The sequence below is a fragment of the Streptomyces sp. NPDC044002 genome (assembly GCF_056434525.1).
Genome location: NZ_JBWKEZ010000046.1, coordinates 56045 through 72336 on the forward strand (window position 1 = coordinate 56045; position 16292 = coordinate 72336).

The following is a 16292-nucleotide window of genomic DNA, read 5'->3' on the forward strand; positions in this document are numbered from 1 at the left end:
GTACTGCTACGCCGGGAGCCCTTATCGGCACCTGCCGAAGAAGCCGGACAGCCAAAGAAGCCCCAAGATCCCCTGAAAGGGGGAAGGGCCTCGAAAACCGAGGGGACATTCAACAGATGCAAGCGCAGCCTGCTAGGTCTGAGGAGCACAGGCTCGCAGCGCAACTTGTAGCATACGGGGGCAGCCGGACAGGGTCAATGCGCGAAGGCGCACACCGCGGGCAGATCACCGCATAACCGGCGCAATTCGTGGGCGGGGACGCGCTGATGAGCGCTCCGCACGAGTTTTTCCGGCCACCCGGACCACCGAGCCATCCGCAGACTACGACGACGGGCCCCATGAACCAAGAGGACTACGCCCCCGAAACCGACGCCGAGGACGACGCCGAGGCCACCCGGCGCGACGCGGGCGAGACGGAGAGCAGCCGGGCCAGCCGCGGCTGGTGGGACCGCAACGCCGACGAGTACCAGAGCGAGCACGGCGCCTTCCTCGGCGACGACCGCTTCGTCTGGGGCCCCGAGGGCCTCGACGAGGCCGACGCCGCGCTGCTGGGTCCGGCCGCCTCCCTCAAGGGCAAGGACGTCCTGGAGATCGGCGCCGGCGCCGCCCAGTGCTCGCGCTGGCTCGCCGCGCAGGGCGCCCGCCCGGTCGCCCTGGACCTCTCCCACCGCCAGCTCCAGCACGCCCTGCGCATCGGCGGGGACGTCCCGCTGGTCGAGGCCGACGCCGGCCGGCTGCCCTTCCGCGACGGCTCCTTCGACCTGGCCTGCTCCGCGTACGGGGCGGTCCCCTTCGTCGCCGACCCGGTGAACGTCATGCGGGAGGTGCGCCGCGTGCTGCGCCCCGGCGGCCGCTGGGTCTTCTCCGTGACCCATCCGATCCGCTGGGCTTTCCCCGACGAGCCGGGCCCCGAGGGGCTCTCCGTCTCCGCGTCCTACTTCGACCGGACCCCCTACGTGGAGCAGGACGAGCGGGGCCGCGCCGTCTACGTCGAGCACCACCGCACGGTCGGCGACCGGGTCCGGGACGTGGTCGCCGGCGGCTTCCGGCTGCTTGACCTGGTGGAACCGGAGTGGCCGGAGTGGAACAGCCAGGAGTGGGGCGGCTGGTCCCCGCTGCGCGGCAACCTGATCCCGGGCACCGCGATCTTCGTGTGCGAGAGGGACTGATCGCTTGATCCGCCAGGCCGCCCTCGACTCCCTCCCCGTGCGGGAGGCCGTGCCCGCCCTCGTCTCGGCGCTGGACGGTCACGGGACCGCCGTGCTGTGCGCGCCGCCCGGCACCGGCAAGACCACCCTCGTGCCGCTCGTGCTCGCCGGGCTGGTGGGCGGGGGCCCGCGGCGCCGGGTGGTCGTCGCGGAGCCCCGGCGGATCGCCGCCCGGGCGGCGGCGCGGCGGATGGCGTGGCTGCTGGGCGAGGCCGTCGGAGGCTCGGTGGGCTTCACGGTGCGCGGGGAGCGCGTCGTCGGCCGGGACACGGCCGTGGAGGTGGTGACCACCGGAGTGCTGCTCCAGCGCCTCCAGCGCGACCAGGAGCTGGCCGGAGTGGACGTCGTGGTGCTGGACGAGTGCCACGAGCGGCACCTGGACGCCGACACCGTCGCCGCGTTCCTGCTGGACGTACGCGAGACCCTGCGCCCGGAGCTGCGCCTGGTGGCGGCCTCGGCGACGACCGACGCGGCCGGCTGGGCCCGGCTGCTGGGGGACGCGCCGGTGGTGGAGGCCGCGGGGGTGGCGTACCCGGTTGAGACGGTGTGGGCGCCGCCGGCCCGGCCGGTGCGGCCGCCGCACGGGATGCGGGTGGACCCGGCGCAGCTGGCGCACGTCGCCTCGGTGGTGCGGCAGGCCCTGGCGGAACGTTCCGGCGACGTGCTGTGCTTCCTGCCCGGGGTCGGGGAGATCGCCCGGGTGGCCGGGCAGCTGGCCGGGGTGGACGCGGAGGTGCTCCAGGTGCACGGCCGGGCGCCGGCCGCGGTGCAGGACGCGGCGCTGACCGCCTCGGAGCACCGCCGGGTGATCCTGTCGACGGCCGTCGCGGAGTCGAGCCTGACGGTGCCGGGCGTACGGGTGGTCGTGGACTCCGGGCTGGCCCGCGAGCCGCGGGTGGACCACGCCCGGGGGCTGGGCGCGCTGGCGACGGTACGGGCTTCCCGCGCGGCGGGCCGCCAGCGGGCGGGCCGGGCGGGGCGGGAGGCGCCGGGCGTGGTGTACCGGTGCTGGGCCGAGGCGGAGGACGGGCGCCTGCCGGCGTTCCCCTCACCGGAGATCCGGATCGCGGACCTGGCGCCGTTCGCGCTCCAGGCGGCCTGCTGGGGCGACCCGGACGCGGCCGGGCTGGCGCTGCTGGACCCGCCGCCGGCCGGGGCGATGGCCGCGGCGCGGGAGGTCCTGACGGCCGTCGGTGCCGTGGACGCGGCCGGGCGGCCGACGCCGCGCGGGCTGCGCATGGCCCGGCTGGGCCTGCACCCGCGGCTGGCGCGGGCCCTGCTGGACGGCACCGCGGCGCTGGGTGCGCGGCGGGCGGCGGAGGTGGTGGCGCTGCTGAGCGAGGAGCCGCCGCGGGAGTACGGGGACGACCTGGCCGGTGCGTGGCGGCGCGCGCGCCGCGGGGACGACCCGTACGCGGGGCGCTGGCGCGCGGAGGTCGGCCGCCTGGAGCGCGCGGCGGGCTCCGCCGGTGCCGGGTCCGCTGCGCGGGGCCTCTCCCCCACCCCGCCCCTTCCCGAAACCGGGGGCGAGCCCCCGGCCCCCTCCCGGGGCTCCGCCCCGGACCCCGGTCCTCAAACGCCGGACGGGCTGGTTGATCCAGCCTCGCCGGCGTTTGAGGCGCTGGGGGTACCCCCAGCGGTAGCTGGGGGAGGGTCCGGGGGCTCCGCGGCCGGCGCCACCGCCGACGACCATGCCGCCGGACTGATCGCGGCGCTCGCGTTCCCCGAGCGGGTGGCGCGGGCCAAGGGTGCGGGGGCCTTCCTCATGGCCTCCGGGACCGGGGCCGAGATCGCCGAGGGGTCCTCGCTGCGCCACGCGCCCTGGCTGGCGGTGGCCGTCGCCGACCGGGCCCCGCATGCGGCGTCCGCGCGGGTCCGGATGGCGGCCGTCCTCGACGAGGAGACCGCCCGGGCCGCCGCCGCGCACCTGCTCACCTCCGGCGAGGAGGTGCGCTGGGAGGACGGTGACGTGGTCGCCCGTGCCGTCGAGCGGCTCGGGGCGGTCGAGCTGGTCTCCCGTCCGCTGCGCGCCCCGGCCCCGGAGCCGGTGCGGGCGGCCCTGCTGGAGGGGCTGCGCGCCGAGGGGCTGGGGCTGCTGCGCTGGTCCCCGGACGCGTCGGCGCTGCGGGCCCGGCTCGGGTTCCTGCACCGCACGCTGGGCGGCGTCTGGCCGGACGTGTCGGACGGCGCTGCGCTGCTGGAGCGGGCCGGGGAATGGCTGGAGCCCGAGCTGTCGCGTGCCCGCCGCCGCGCCGATCTGGGGCGGATCGACGCGGGGCAGGCCCTGAACCGGCTGCTGCCCTGGGCCACGGGCGAGGCGGCCCGGCTGGACGAGCTGGCGCCCGAGCGGATCGAGGTGCCCAGCGGGTCCCGGATCCGGGTGGACTACGCGGCCGAGCAGCCGGTGCTGGCGGTGAAGCTCCAGGAGCTGTTCGGGCTGGCCGAGACACCGCGGGTGGCGGGGGTTCCCGTACTCGTGCACCTGCTGTCGCCGGCCGGGCGGCCCGCCGCCGTCACGGCGGACCTCGCGTCCTTCTGGCAGGGCGGCTACCGCGCCGTCCGGGCGGAGCTGCGCGGCCGCTACCCGAAGCACCCGTGGCCGGAGGACCCGGCGACGGCGGAGCCGACCCGGCACACGAACGCCCGGCTCAGGGGGCGCTGACCCCGGGGGCGCGGCGTCCCCGGGCCTCCAGCCAGAGCGCGGCGGCGAGCAGTGCCAGGCCGGTCAGGGCGAGGCCGGCCGGGGCGTAGGTGTGGAGCGCGAGGACCTTCGTACGGTTGGCGGCGACCAGGTCGAGGGTGTGCTTCGCGTAGTCCTCGCGCATGGTGACGTGTCCGGCGAAGGCGGTCAGTTTGCCGTCGGGGGCTCCGGCGGCGATGCCTCCGCGCATCTCCTGCTGGATGTCCTGTTCGGCGTTGACGGGCGCGCCGGTGACGGGGTCGACCCAGAAGCGGGCCTTGACGGTGTACCAGAGGGTGGTGCCGGTGGTCTGTTCGATGGTGGCGGGGTCGATGCCCTCGATGGGCATCTTCTTGGGCATGGGGACCTTGGTCCAGGGGACGGTCTGCTCGAAGTAGTAGACGTCCATGCCCCGGTAGGTGCGCGGGCCGACGTAGTGGATCGGCGAGGAGGTGCGGGTCTGCGCGTCGAAGTAGAGGTAGTCGCGCGGCTCGGTGAAGAAGGGCCATTTGAACTCGATGCCCTCGCGTTTGACCGGGTCTCCGTCGACCATCTCGCCGGTGGCGTGGACCGGGTCCTGGGTGTGGGCGTCGAAGATGTAGCGCTCGGGGATCTGGGAGACCATCTTGCCGTCGGGGCCGATGATGTAGGAGAGCGTGTCCCAGACGACGACGTCCTTGCCGGCGTCGGCCTCGATCTCCTTGGACGCCTCGACGTTGCCCTTGAGGGTCTGGACGATGGTGACCTTGTCGACCTTCTTGGGCTGCATGCCGCCCGCGTAGTCGAGGAGGGTGGCGTCCTTGGCCTCCAGGACCATCTCCTGGTACTGGCTGGGCGGGATCTTGGCGAGCCGGGGGTACGCGTACCAGCGCAGCAGCGGTGCGAGGGCTGCGCAGAACACGGCCAGGGCAAGCAGTACGAGGCTCGCTCTGCGTCGCACGGCCGGGCCTCCTCTACTTTCCGGGCGCGGGGGGCGCGGTGGTGAGCAGCGGTCTGGGCGAGGTCTTGCCCTCCGGCACGCCGGCGGCGGTCACGGCGAGGACGAGGGCGAGCGCGGCGGCCAGCCCGACGGCGGCGGCGACGAGTGCGCGCACGGCGGAGCCTCCGGGATCTGATGGATCGTCAGGGAGGCGTACCGTAGCAACGCGGGGGTGAGATGAGAACCGTCCGGGCCCGCGGGTGCGGGCACGGGCCGGCCCGGGTGTCCTCACTCAGGGCGCGGGTTCAGGATTGGTCCCAGGCGTCGATGGTGAGCGTCTGGTCCGCCGGGCAGGCGGCGATGCGGTCGGGGTGCAGCCTCACCTCGTAGGGTGCGCGGCCGGTGCCGGGACCGGGCGGGGTTCCGTCCGTGAACAGCGGCAGGACGTCACCGGCGCGGGCGGTGTAGCGGCTGGGGTAGCCGGAGCTCCACAACTCCTCGGCCCGGCCCGCCTTGACGAGCGCGGTGAGCCAGTCCAGGCCGTACAGGCGGACCAGCCAGTACGCGAGGGTCGCCGCCTCGCGGTCCTCGGGAGTGGCGCGGTCCCGTTCCTCCGGGGTCCCGCGCCAGATGGTGATGCTCCAGCCGAGCATGCCGTACGTCCTTCCGTCGGTCGGTGCGCTGCGGGGCGGGGTCTTCAGCCGGTCGTCGCGGGGGTCGGCGTGGCGCTCGGGGCGGACGACGGAGCCGTCTTCGCGGAGGCCGCCGGGGTGGGGGCGGCGCTGGGAGAGGAGCTGGGAGAGGAACTGGGCGTGGGGGTGGGCGTCGGAGTGGGCGTCGGCGACGGCGTCGAGGTCGGCTTGGTGGACGGAGTGGGCGTCGGCGTCGGCTTCGTGGACGGAGTCGGCGTCGGAGTCGGCGTCGGGGACGGCTTCGGCGTCGGCTTCGTCGACGGACTCGGCGTCGGAGTCGGCGTCGGGGTCGGGGTCGGGGTCGGCGTGGGCTTCGGGGACGGTGTCGGCGTCGGGCTCGGCTTCGGGTCCGACGGCCGGGGCCCCGCCGGGGCACCCGCGCCCGCGCCGCTGCCGCCCGCGTCCGGGACCTCGTGCGTGCCCTGGAGGTAGTACGCGAACCAGGACCGCACCGTCCTCAGGTACTCCCCCGACTGGTTGTACGACAGCACGGCCCGGTCCAGGCCGGCCCCCGTCCGCAGGTCGCGGTTGCCCGCGCACAGGTAGCGGCCGGCCGCCAGCGCGGCGTCGTGGACGTTGTTCGGGTCGCGCCGCCCGTCGCCGTTCGCGTCCTGGCCCCAGGCCGCCCAGGTCGACGGGATGAACTGCATCGGCCCGACGGCCCGGTCGTAGCGGGCGTCGCCGTCGAAGGCCCCGCGGTCGGTGTCGGAGATGTTCGCGAAGCCGTTCCCGTCGAGCACCGGGCCCAGGATGGGCCGCAGGGTGGTCCCGGCGGCGTCCACCTGCCCGCCGCGCGCCTGCCCCGACTCGACCTTGCCGATCGCCGCGAGCAGCTGCCAGCGCAGCCCGCAGCCGGGGTCGTCCGCCGCCACCCGCTGCTCGGCCGCGCGGTACGCCGTGAGCACGCTCGCCGGTATCCCCTGCGCGCCCTCCACCACCGGCCGGTCCGCCGCCGGCACCGCGGCCGGCGACGGCACGGGCGCGGCCTCCGGCTGCACCGGGGCACCCGACTGCCCGTCCGGCAGGACCACCGCGGGTGGCTGGGGGCTTACGAGGGGCGGCAGTTCGGTGAAGTAGGCGGAGTCCCCGCCGGCGCCCGGGGCCGGCTGCCCGGCGGCCTCCTCGCCGGCCGCCACCACGCGGTCCTCGTCGGCGCCCGCGGGGGCCTGTGACGCCGTCATGGCGGCGGCCACCAGAGCCGAGACCAGAGCCGCGGCCGCGCCCCTGCGCAGGCCGCGTCCGAATATCCGTGCCGACATGACGGGTCCCCTCCCCTAGACGTCCGCGTGACCCTACGTCAGCTCCCTTCACAGGACACGTGATGCGCCGCGGAAATTCACCACATCCCCACGTTCCCTCGCAGCTCACGCATACTGTGCGGACCCCCAGCCCCCGAGGAGATCCCGTGCCGTTCACTATCAGCCACGCGGCCGCCGTGCTTCCGGCCATACGCCGGGCCGGGCACGCCCGGGGGCCGCTGGTGGCCTCGGCGCTCGTCCTCGGGTCGTTCGCCCCGGACACCTTCTACTTCGCCGACGCGGTCGTGAACGGCGTGATGGGCTACGGGCACTTCGCGCACTCCCTGCTCGGGGTGGCCACCGTGGACGCCGCCTTGACCGCGCTCCTCGCGGCGTGCTGGCTGCTGCTGCGCGAGCCGCTCATCGCGCTCCTGCCGCGGAACGGCCGGGGCCGGGTGCACGCCTTCGTCCGGGGCGAGGACTGGCGGGGACGCCCGGCGGCCGCGCTCGCCCTGTGGTTCTACCTGTCGGCGGTGGCCGGCTCCCTCACCCACGTGGTGTGGGACAGCTTCACGCACCTGGACCGCTGGGGGACGAACGCGCTGCCGCAGCTGGGTGACCCGATCGCCTTCGGCCTGCCCCTCTACTCCTACCTCCAGTACGGCTCCTCGGCCGTGGCCGCCTGCGTACTGCTCTGGTTCACCGTGACCGGCCTGCGGCGGCTGCCGGCCCGCCCGGCTCCCGCCTCCGTGCCCGTCCTCGGCCGCGGTGAGCGGTGGGGCGCCGCCGCCCTGATCGCAGGCTGCGCGGCCGTCGGGATCACCCTGCGGGTGATCCGCTTCTACACCTTCTACGACCGGATCCGCACCCCGCTCGACATCATCCCGACCGTCTGCTTCGGCGCGGGCGGCGGCCTCGCGGTCGGCCTGCTGCTGTACGGGGTCCTCGTACGGCTGCGCCGGCGCCGCGACGGGGACCGGCCCCGCCGCCCGGCCCCGGAAACGCGGACGCCCGTCCCCACCGCCTGAGGCGGGCGGGGGACGGGCGTCGGGACACCACGCGTACGGGGATCAGTGCGCGGCGGACTCCCAGTCGCCGCCGACGCCCACCGACACGTCCAGCGGGGCCCGCAGCTCGACGGCCGCGCCCATCTCGCGGCGCACCAGCTCCTCGACCCGCTCCCGCTCGCCGGGGGCGATCTCCAGGACGATTTCGTCGTGGACCTGGAGCAGCATCCGCGACTTCAGCCCGGCCCCGGCGATGGCCTGGTCCACGCGCAGCATGGCCACCTTGACGATGTCGGCGGCGGTGCCCTGGATCGGGGCGTTCAGCGCCATCCGCTCGGCGGCCTCACGGCGCTGGCGGTTGTCGCTGTTCAGGTCCGGCAGGTAGCGGCGGCGGCCGAAGACCGTCGCCGTGTAGCCGGTCGCGCGGGCCTCGTCCACCACGCGCTGGAGGTAGTCGCGGACCCCGCCGAACCGCTCGAAGAAGGTCTCCATCAGCCCGCGCGCCTCGGCCGGCTCGATGTTCAGCTGCTGCGCCAGACCGAAGGCGGACAGCCCGTACGCCAGGCCGTACGACATGGCCTTGATCTTGCGGCGCATCTCGGCGTCGACCTGGGACCGCTCCACGCCGAACACCTGCGAGGCGACGGTGGTGTGCAGGTCCTCGCCGGACAGGAACGCCTCGATCAGGCCCTCGTCCTCGGAGAGGTGGGCCATCACGCGCAGCTCGATCTGGCTGTAGTCGGCGGTCATCAGGGACTCGTAGCCCTCGCCGACGACGAAGCCGCGGCGGATGGCACGGCCCTCGTCGGTGCGCACCGGCACGTTCTGCAGGTTGGGGTCGGTGGAGGAGAGCCGGCCGGTGGCCGCGGTGGTCTGGCTGAAGCTGGTGTGCACCCGGCCGTCGGCGGCGATCGACTTGACCAGGCCCTCGACGGTCACCCGCAGCTTGGCCTGCTCCCGGTGCCGCAGCATGATCACCGGCAGTTCGTGGTCGGTCTGCGTGGCCAGCCAGGCCAGCGCGTCCGCGTCCGTGGTGTAGCCGGTCTTCGTCTTCTTCGTCTTGGGCAGGTCCAGCTCGCCGAAGAACACCTCCTGGAGCTGCTTGGGCGAGCCGAGGTTGAACTCGTGGCCGACCGCCGCGTGCGCCTCCTTGACCGCCTGCTGCACGGCGCCCGCGAACTGCTGCTCCATGCCCTCCATGTGGTCGCGGTCGGCGGCGATGCCGGCCCGCTCCAGCCGGGCCAGCAGCTCGGAGGTGGGCAGCTCCATCTCGTGGAGCAGCTCGACCGCGCCGACCTCGGGCAGCTTCGCCGTGAACGCGTCGCCGAGGTCCAGGACCGCGCGGGCCTGCGCCATCAGCGCGTCGGCCTCGGCGGTGTCGTCGGCGCCGAAGGCGAGCTGGCCGTCGGCGGCCGGGGGCTGGAGCTCGCGGCCCAGGTACTCGACGGACAGCACGTCCAGGGCGAAGGAGCGCCGGCCCGGCTTGACCAGGTAGGCGGCGAGCGCGGTGTCCATGGTGACGCCGGCCAGGGTCCAGCCGTGCTCGGGGAAGACCCGCATCAGGCCCTTGGCGTTGTGCACGACCTTGGGGCGCGCCGCGTCGGCGGCCCACGCGGCGAAGGCCCGGTCGTCGGCCTCGTCGAGCGCGGACGGCTCGAACCAGGCGGCCGCGCCGCCCGCCGAGGCCAGCGCGATCTCGCTGACGTTGCCCGTGCCGAGCATCCAGCTGTCGACGGTGGACACGCCCAGCGGGCCGCCCGCGTGCTCCTGGAGCCAGGGCGCGAGCTCGCCCGCGCCCAGCACCGACCCGTCGAGCTCCACGCCCGCCGCCGGGGCGGGGGCCTCCGCCTCGGCCGCGCCCGGGTCCACGGCCAGCAGCCGCTCGCGCAGGGAGGCGTTGCGGATCTCCAGCACGTCCAGTACGCCGGTGACGGCGGAGCGGTCGTACGGGGCGCGGGCCAGGTCGGCCGGGGTCTTGGGCAGCTCCACGTCCTTGACCATCTCGGTCAGGACCCGGTTGAGCTTCACGGCCTCCAGGTGGTCGCGGAAGTTCTGCCCGGCCTTGCCCTTGACCTCGTCGGCCCGCTCCACCAGCTCCGCGAACGACCCGAACTGGGTGATCCACTTCGCGGCGGTCTTCTCGCCGACGCCCGGGATGCCCGGCAGGTTGTCCGACGGGTCACCGCGCAGCGCCGCGAAGTCCGGGTACTGCTGCGGGGTCAGCCCGTACTTCTCCTCGACCTTCTCCGGCGTGAACCGGGTCAGCTCGGAGACGCCCTTCGTCGGGTACAGCACCGTCGTGTGCTCGGAGACCAGCTGGAAGGAGTCGCGGTCGCCCGTGACGATCAGGACGTCGAAACCGAGGGCCTCCGCCTGCGTCGCCAGCGTGGCGATCACGTCGTCGGCCTCGAAGCCGTCCACCGCGAACCGCGGCACCTTCATCGCGTCGAGCAGCTCGCCGATCAGCTCCACCTGCCCCTTGAACTCGTCCGGGGTCTTCGAACGGTTCGCCTTGTACTCGGGGAACTCCGTCGTGCGCCACGTCTTGCGGGACACGTCGAACGCCACCGCGAAGTGCGTGGGCGCCTCGTCACGCAGCGTGTTCGCCAGCATCGACGCGAAGCCGTAGATGGCATTGGTCGGCTGGCCCGTGGCCGTGGTGAAGTTCTCCGCGGGCAGCGCGAAGAACGCCCGGTAGGCCAGGGAGTGCCCGTCCATGAGCATCAGGCGGGGGCGGTCCGCTGCGGTCGGCTGGTCGGTCTTCTTCGATGCTGTCTCTGCCACGCCCCCGATCCTAGGGCTCCCCGCTGACAATTCCGGCGCGGGCGCCCGCTGCGGGCCGCGGGCTGGGACGGTCCGCCCTCCCCACCCCCTCCGCGGCCGTGCAAGGATCGGAAGACGCGGCAGGACCTGCTGCACCCGTACGTACGCTCGAAGGAGAGCGCGATGGCGACCAAGCCGCCCACAGGTGACCCGGTACAGGACGCACCCCACGTCACCCCGCCCCAGCACGCCGCCGCGGGGCTCCCCGCCATCGCGCACACCCTGAAGATCGCGAACGAGCAGATGGGCCTGGCCCGCACCGCGCGGACCCTCCTCAAGGTCAACCAGAAGGACGGCTTCGACTGCCCTGGCTGCGCCTGGCCCGAGGGCGACAAGCGGCACACCGCCGAGTTCTGCGAGAACGGCGCCAAGGCCGTCGCCGAAGAGGCCACGCTGCGCCGCGTCACCCCGGACTTCTTCGCCGCCCACCCGGTCCCCGAGCTCGCCGCCCGCAGCGGCTACTGGCTCGGCCAGCAGGGCCGCATCACCCAGCCGATGTACCTGCCCGAAGGCGCCGACCGGTACGAGCCCGTCAGCTGGAAGAAGGCCTTCGCGATCATCGCCGAGGAGCTCGGGGCCCTGTCCTCACCCGACGAGGCCCTCTTCTACACCTCCGGCCGCACCAGCAACGAGGCCGCGTTCCTCTTCCAGCTGTTCGCCCGCGAATTCGGCACCAACAACCTGCCGGACTGCTCCAACATGTGCCACGAGTCCTCCGGCTCCGCACTGAGCGAGACCATCGGCATCGGCAAGGGAAGCGTCTCCCTCGAAGACCTCCACCGCGCCGATCTGATCATCGTCGCCGGGCAGAACCCGGGCACCAACCACCCCCGCATGCTCTCCGCGCTGGAGAAGGCCAAGGAAGCCGGCGCGAAGATCATCTCGGTGAACCCGCTGCCCGAGGCCGGCATGGAGCGGTTCAAGAACCCCCAGACCCCGCTCGGCATGCTCAAGGGCACCGCCCTCAACGACCTCTTCCTGCAGATCCGCATCGGCGGCGACCAGGCCCTCTTCCGCCTCCTCAACAAGCTCGTCATCGAAGCGTCCGAAAGCGCCTCCGGCGCGGGCGAGGGCGCCCTCGACGAGGACTTCATCCGCGAGCACACCCACGGCTACGAAGCCTTCGCCGCGGCCGCGAAGGACGCGGACTGGGACGAGACCCTCACCGCCACCGGCCTGACCCGCCCCGAGATCGAACGCGCCCTGGCCATGGTCCTGGCCTCGAAGCGCACCATCATCTGCTGGGCCATGGGCCTCACCCAGCACAAGCACTCCGTCGCCACCATCCGCGAGGTCGTCAACCTCCTCCTGCTCCGCGGCAACATCGGCCGCCCCGGCGCCGGCGTCTGCCCCGTCCGCGGCCACTCCAACGTCCAGGGCGACCGCACCATGGGGATCTTCGAACGCCCCGCCCCCGCCTTCCTCGACGCCCTCGACAAGGAATTCGGCATCACCTCGCCCCGCGCCCACGGCTACGACGTGGTCCGCTCCATCGAGGCCCTCCGCGACGGCAGGGCCAAGGTCCTCTTCGCCATGGGCGGCAACTTCGTCGGCGCCACCCCCGACACCGAGGTCACCGAGGCCGCGATCCGCCGCGCCTCCCTCACCGTCCACGTCTCCACCAAGCTCAACCGCTCCCACGCGGTCACCGGCCGACGCGCCCTGATCCTGCCCACCCTCGGCCGCACCGACAAGGACGTCCAGAAGAGCGGCCGCCAGTTCGTCACCGTCGAGGACTCCATGGGCATGGTCCACGCCTCCCGCGGCAACCTCGCCCCCGCCTCCCCGCACCTGCTGTCCGAACCGGCCATCGTCGCCCGCATGGCCCGCGCCGTCCTCGGCACCGTCTCCAGGACCCCCTGGGAGGAGTTCGAGAACGACTACGCGGCCATCCGCGACCGCATCGCCCGCGTCGTCCCCGGCTTCGAGGACTTCAACGCCCGCGCCGCCCGCCCGGAGGGCTTCCGGCTCCCCCACGGCCCCCGCGACGAACGCCGCTTCCCCACCAGGACCGGCAAGGCCAACTTCACCGCCGCGCCCGTCGAGTACCCGAAGGTGCCCGCCGGCCGGCTCCTGCTGCAGACCCTGCGCAGCCACGACCAGTACAACACCACCATCTACGGCCTCGACGACCGCTACCGCGGCATCACCGGCGGCCGCCGCATCGTCATGGTCAACCCCCAGGACGCCGCCGAGCTCGGCCTCGCCGACGGCTCCTACACCGACCTCGTCGGCGAGTGGAAGGACGGCGTCGAACGCCGCGCCCCCGGCTTCCGCGTCGTCCACTACCCCACCGCGCGCGGCTGCGCCGCCGCCTACTACCCGGAGACGAACGTCCTGGTCCCCCTGGACTCCACCGCCGACACCAGCAACACCCCCGCCAGCAAGTCCGTCGTCGTCCGCTTCGAACCGGCCTGATAGAACGAGACCGGACACCGGTTAACGATCGTTGACGAACGGAGCAGGCCCATGGCCGACGAGCAGCAGCACGCGGTGAAGTTCCCCCAGGAAGTCCTGGACGAGTACGCCGCCCTGGGCATAGACCTGCCCGCCCTCTTCTCGGCGGGCGCCCTCGGGCAGCGCATGGAGATCCAGATCCTGGAAGCCTCCGCCGAACGCGTCGTCGCCACCATGCCCGTCAAGGGCAACACCCAGCCCTACGGACTCCTGCACGGCGGCGCCTCCGCCGTGCTCGCCGAGACCCTCGGCTCCGTCGGCGCCATGATGCACGGCGGCAGCAAGAAGATCGCCGTCGGCGTCGACCTCAACTGCACCCACCACCGCGGCGTCCGCGACGGCCACGTCACCGGCACCGCCACCCCCGTCCACCGCGGCCGCTCCACGGCCACCTACGAGATCGTCATCACCGACGAGCAGGACCGCCGCGTCTGCACCGCCCGCCTCACCTGCCTGCTGCGCGACACGGACTCTTAACACCCCGTCCGGTACGCGCCGTTGTGCCGCCCCCGGCGCCGGTCTAGCGTTCCCGCATGGGATCCGGACCGGCGCCGCGCGGCGCCACGGCCGCACGCGGGGCGACGGCGCTCCTCGCCGCCGGCCTCACCGCAGCCACCCTGAGCGCCGCCCTCCTGTCGGGCTGCGCCGGCCCCACCCGCGCACCCCGCACCGCCCCCGCACCCCGCACCACCCCGCCCCAGGCCCTGTGCGCCGCCCTCGTCACCCACTGGGCGCAGGTCGTCCTCGACGCGGGAGAGGGCGAGGACGCCACCGGCCTCGACTACCAGTCCATGGGCCTGTCCGGCGACCAGAACGAGATCCTGCGCGCCGTCCTCGAAGCCGCCCGCGCCGAACAGCGCACCGGGGGCACCGCCGCCGCCCGCGAGAGCGCCGCCCGGGACGCGGAAGCCCGCTGTGCCGAGCGCCACCGCTCGGGCACCCCCACCGGCGGGCCCTGGCAGTGAGCGCCGGCATCGGCCCGGTGGAGCCCGGGGAGGGCACCGAGGGCGGACAGGGGCCGCGCAGGGATCCCCGTACGCCCGGCGCGGACTGGATCCGCTCCCGCTACGCCCGTCACCGCAGGGCCGTGCTGACCGTCGCGTCGGTCGCCGTACTGACCGCGGCCGCCGCCCGCATATACGCCACGCGGCCCGAGCCGCCCCGCCCCGTGCCCCCGCCCGCCCCCTCCCAGGCCCTCTCCCTCACGTACGCGGATCCGGTGGAGCCGGCCCCGGACGGCGCCGCGTTCGCCTTCACTGTGCGTGTGCGGACGGCGGTCGGGCCCGCCGTCACGGTCGAGCGGATCGGCCAGCCCTCGCAGGCGCTCGGGGTGACGATCCGGCCATCCCTTCCGGCCACGGTCCGGGCGGGGGAAGTCCGCGAGCTCCTCGTCCTCATTCACGCAAAAGACTGCGTGCATGTAGCACGGAATTCTGGTCTCCCATTCCTGGAAGTGACCCTGAGTAATGGATTCCAGAAAGAGGATCACAGTTACATCCCCGGTGACCGATATGCCAGGGATCTTTCCGTGGCGCTGACCAGGTCCTGTCCCGAAGCCCGAGACGCGGACCCCGCGGGGCCGTCATGAGCAAAAACCCCCAGAGTCCTGGCCTGTCAGGACCCAAACCGCCGAATGGTCCTGCCTCGTCTCAGGATGCGGACAAGACGAACCGGCCTGAATTCCCCCGTTCCACCCGCCGTGAACCGCTATGTATTACGCCGTGGCATAACAAGAGAGTCACATCATTGGCCTCAGCCCTCCATAACCGCCGATGAGCCGCCTAGAGTCACGGCCAGTTACCGCGACCGCCGGATTTTCTTCAGTTCGGTTCCCCGCGTTCGACTCGACGCGTCCCACGGGGGACGCGGCGCCAGGAAAGGACTGATCGTGCGTTCTCGTCAGCTCATCGCCGTGACCGCCGCCCTCGCCGCGGGCGCTCTCACTCTCACCGCCTGCGGCTCGCGCGACGACAAGGGCGGATCCGGAGACGGTGGCACCACCGTCGTCATCGGCGTCGACGCCCCGCTGACGGGCGACCTCTCCGCCCTCGGCCTCGGCATCAAGAACTCCGCGGACCTCGCCGCCAAGCAGGCCAACGAGAAGAAGTACGTCAAGGGCATCACCTTCAAGATCCAGGCCCTCGACGACCAGGCGCAGGCCTCCTCCGGCCAGCAGAACGCCACCAAGCTCACCGCCGACAAGGAAGTCCTCGGCGTCGTCGGCCCGCTCAACTCCTCCGTCTCCGAAGCCATGCAGAAGGTCTTCGACGACGCGAAGCTGGCCCAGATCTCCCCGGCCAACACCAGCCCCTCCCTGACCCAGGGCCCCAAGTGGGCCGAGGGCCAGAAGGTCCGCACCTACAAGAGCTACTTCCGCACCGCCACCACGGACGCCATCCAGGGCCCGTACGCGGCGCAGTACCTCTTCAACAAGGCGGGCAAGAAGAAGGTCTTCATCATCGACGACAAGAAGACCTACGGCGCCGGCCTCGCCGGAACCTTCAAGGGCGAGTTCACCAAGCTCGGCGGCCAGGTCGCCGGCGAGGGCCACATCGACCCCGAGTCCAAGGACTTCTCGGCCATCGTCACCCAGGTGAAGTCCTCGGGCGCCGACGTCGTCTACTACGGCGGCGAGTACCCCGCGGCCGGCCCGCTCAGCAAGCAGATCAAGGCCTCCGGCACCAACATCCCGCTCGTCGGCGGCGACGGCATGAAGGACAAGAAGTACGTCGAGCTCGCCGGCGAAAGCGCCCAGGGCGACCTCTGCACCTCCGTCGGCGCCCCCGTCGAGAGCCTGGCCTCCGCCAAGGAGTTCGTCGACAACTACAAGAAGGCCGGCTACAAGGACGACTACTCCGCCTACGGCGGCTACTCGTACGACTCCGCCTGGGCCGTCATCGAAGCCGTCAAGAAGGTCGTCGAGGCCAACAACGGCAAGCTCCCCTCCGACGCCCGCGCCAAGGTCCTCGAGGCCGTCCAGGGCGTCAACTTCGAAGGCGTGACCGGCAAGGTCTCCTTCGACGAGTTCGGTGACGCCACCAACAAGCAGCTCACCGTCTACAAGGTCGAGGGCGACGACTTCAAGACCGTCGAGTCCGGCACCCTGGCCGGCTGACCTCCCACCGGCTGACCCCCTAGCCCTCACCCCTCACCTGCCGGGGGGGGGGGGGGGAGAAAAACCCCCAGGCTGGTCACACCCCCGAAAAAACCGGAAGGAACTCGGCTGATGAAACATCGCCCCCACCCGGTTCACGCCCGCTCCCTCGAG

Annotated in this window: 12 protein-coding genes; 7 read left to right on the forward strand and 5 right to left on the reverse strand. The window is 73.2% G+C overall.

What is annotated here, in order from left to right; translation table 11 throughout:
- The first annotated feature begins 338 nt into the window (after nucleotides 1–338).
- Nucleotides 339–1169, forward strand: coding sequence for a class I SAM-dependent methyltransferase (locus AC07A6_RS28805; RefSeq protein ID WP_386275623.1), 831 nt, complete (start codon nucleotides 339–341; stop codon nucleotides 1167–1169).
- Nucleotides 1170–1173: 4 nt separating this feature from the next.
- Entirely contained in the window at nucleotides 1174–3870 is a 2697-nt protein-coding gene (locus AC07A6_RS28810; RefSeq protein ID WP_478779081.1) for an ATP-dependent RNA helicase, read from the forward strand.
- Here AC07A6_RS28810 and pgfA read toward each other — a convergent pair.
- The 4 genes from pgfA to AC07A6_RS28830 form a co-directional block, all read right to left on the reverse strand.
- Nucleotides 3857–4828 carry a cell envelope lipid trafficking protein PgfA gene (gene pgfA, locus AC07A6_RS28815; protein WP_362463226.1) on the reverse strand — a complete coding sequence of 324 codons (972 nt, stop codon included), beginning with the start codon at nucleotides 4826–4828 and terminating at the stop codon, nucleotides 3857–3859. The two genes, AC07A6_RS28810 and pgfA, sit on opposite strands and share 14 nt — an antisense overlap.
- A 13-nt stretch (nucleotides 4829–4841) precedes the next feature.
- A complete protein-coding gene (locus tag AC07A6_RS28820) occupies nucleotides 4842–4982 on the reverse strand; it encodes an SPW_0924 family protein (protein ID WP_125817158.1) in 141 nt (46 codons plus the stop codon).
- Nucleotides 4983–5112: 130 nt separating this feature from the next.
- Nucleotides 5113–5460, reverse strand: a complete 348-nt coding sequence (locus AC07A6_RS28825; protein WP_478779082.1) for a hypothetical protein — start codon at nucleotides 5458–5460, stop codon at nucleotides 5113–5115.
- 44 nt (nucleotides 5461–5504) lie between these two features.
- Nucleotides 5505–6758 (reverse strand): lytic transglycosylase domain-containing protein, encoded by a 1254-nt coding sequence (locus AC07A6_RS28830; protein ID WP_478779083.1) that lies wholly within the window; start codon nucleotides 6756–6758, stop codon nucleotides 5505–5507.
- A 146-nt stretch (nucleotides 6759–6904) separates the two neighbouring features.
- Here AC07A6_RS28830 and AC07A6_RS28835 point away from each other — a divergent pair, with 146 nt between their 5' ends.
- The gene (locus tag AC07A6_RS28835; protein ID WP_478779084.1) at nucleotides 6905–7765 is read left to right on the forward strand and encodes a DUF4184 family protein; all 861 of its coding nucleotides are present in this window, start codon (nucleotides 6905–6907) and stop codon (nucleotides 7763–7765) included.
- Between the two features lie 42 nt (nucleotides 7766–7807).
- Here the strand turns inward: AC07A6_RS28835 and polA are convergent, their stop codons facing one another.
- Nucleotides 7808–10528, reverse strand: a complete 2721-nt coding sequence (polA, locus tag AC07A6_RS28840; protein WP_386273179.1) for a DNA polymerase I — start codon at nucleotides 10526–10528, stop codon at nucleotides 7808–7810.
- Nucleotides 10529–10690: 162 nt separating this feature from the next.
- On the opposite strand from polA, the gene AC07A6_RS28845 reads away from it, so the two are divergent.
- The 4 genes from AC07A6_RS28845 to AC07A6_RS28860 all read left to right on the forward strand — a co-directional run bounded on the left by AC07A6_RS28845 (nucleotide 10691) and on the right by AC07A6_RS28860 (nucleotide 16139).
- Nucleotides 10691–12985 carry an FdhF/YdeP family oxidoreductase gene (locus AC07A6_RS28845; RefSeq protein WP_478779085.1) on the forward strand — a complete coding sequence of 765 codons (2295 nt, stop codon included), beginning with the start codon at nucleotides 10691–10693 and terminating at the stop codon, nucleotides 12983–12985.
- Between the two features lie 51 nt (nucleotides 12986–13036).
- The gene (locus AC07A6_RS28850) at nucleotides 13037–13501 is read left to right on the forward strand and encodes a PaaI family thioesterase (protein ID WP_007263506.1); all 465 of its coding nucleotides are present in this window, start codon (nucleotides 13037–13039) and stop codon (nucleotides 13499–13501) included.
- A 56-nt stretch (nucleotides 13502–13557) separates the two neighbouring features.
- Nucleotides 13558–13989 (forward strand): hypothetical protein, encoded by a 432-nt coding sequence (locus AC07A6_RS28855; RefSeq protein ID WP_478779086.1) that lies wholly within the window; start codon nucleotides 13558–13560, stop codon nucleotides 13987–13989.
- 923 nt (nucleotides 13990–14912) lie between these two features.
- Nucleotides 14913–16139 carry a branched-chain amino acid ABC transporter substrate-binding protein gene (locus AC07A6_RS28860; protein ID WP_362463204.1) on the forward strand — a complete coding sequence of 409 codons (1227 nt, stop codon included), beginning with the start codon at nucleotides 14913–14915 and terminating at the stop codon, nucleotides 16137–16139.
- Nucleotides 16140–16292 lie beyond the last annotated feature (153 nt).

Coding starts and splice junctions, on each gene's coding strand:
- AC07A6_RS28805 (WP_386275623.1), top strand. CDS start 339: ATGAACCAAGAGGACTACGCCCCCGAAACCGACGCCGAGGACGACGCC.
- AC07A6_RS28825 (WP_478779082.1), bottom strand. CDS start 5,460: ATGCTCGGCTGGAGCATCACCATCTGGCGCGGGACCCCGGAGGAACGG.
- AC07A6_RS28830 (WP_478779083.1), bottom strand. CDS start 6,758: ATGTCGGCACGGATATTCGGACGCGGCCTGCGCAGGGGCGCGGCCGCG.
- AC07A6_RS28845 (WP_478779085.1), top strand. CDS start 10,691: ATGGCGACCAAGCCGCCCACAGGTGACCCGGTACAGGACGCACCCCAC.
- AC07A6_RS28850 (WP_007263506.1), top strand. CDS start 13,037: ATGGCCGACGAGCAGCAGCACGCGGTGAAGTTCCCCCAGGAAGTCCTG.
- AC07A6_RS28855 (WP_478779086.1), top strand. CDS start 13,558: ATGGGATCCGGACCGGCGCCGCGCGGCGCCACGGCCGCACGCGGGGCG.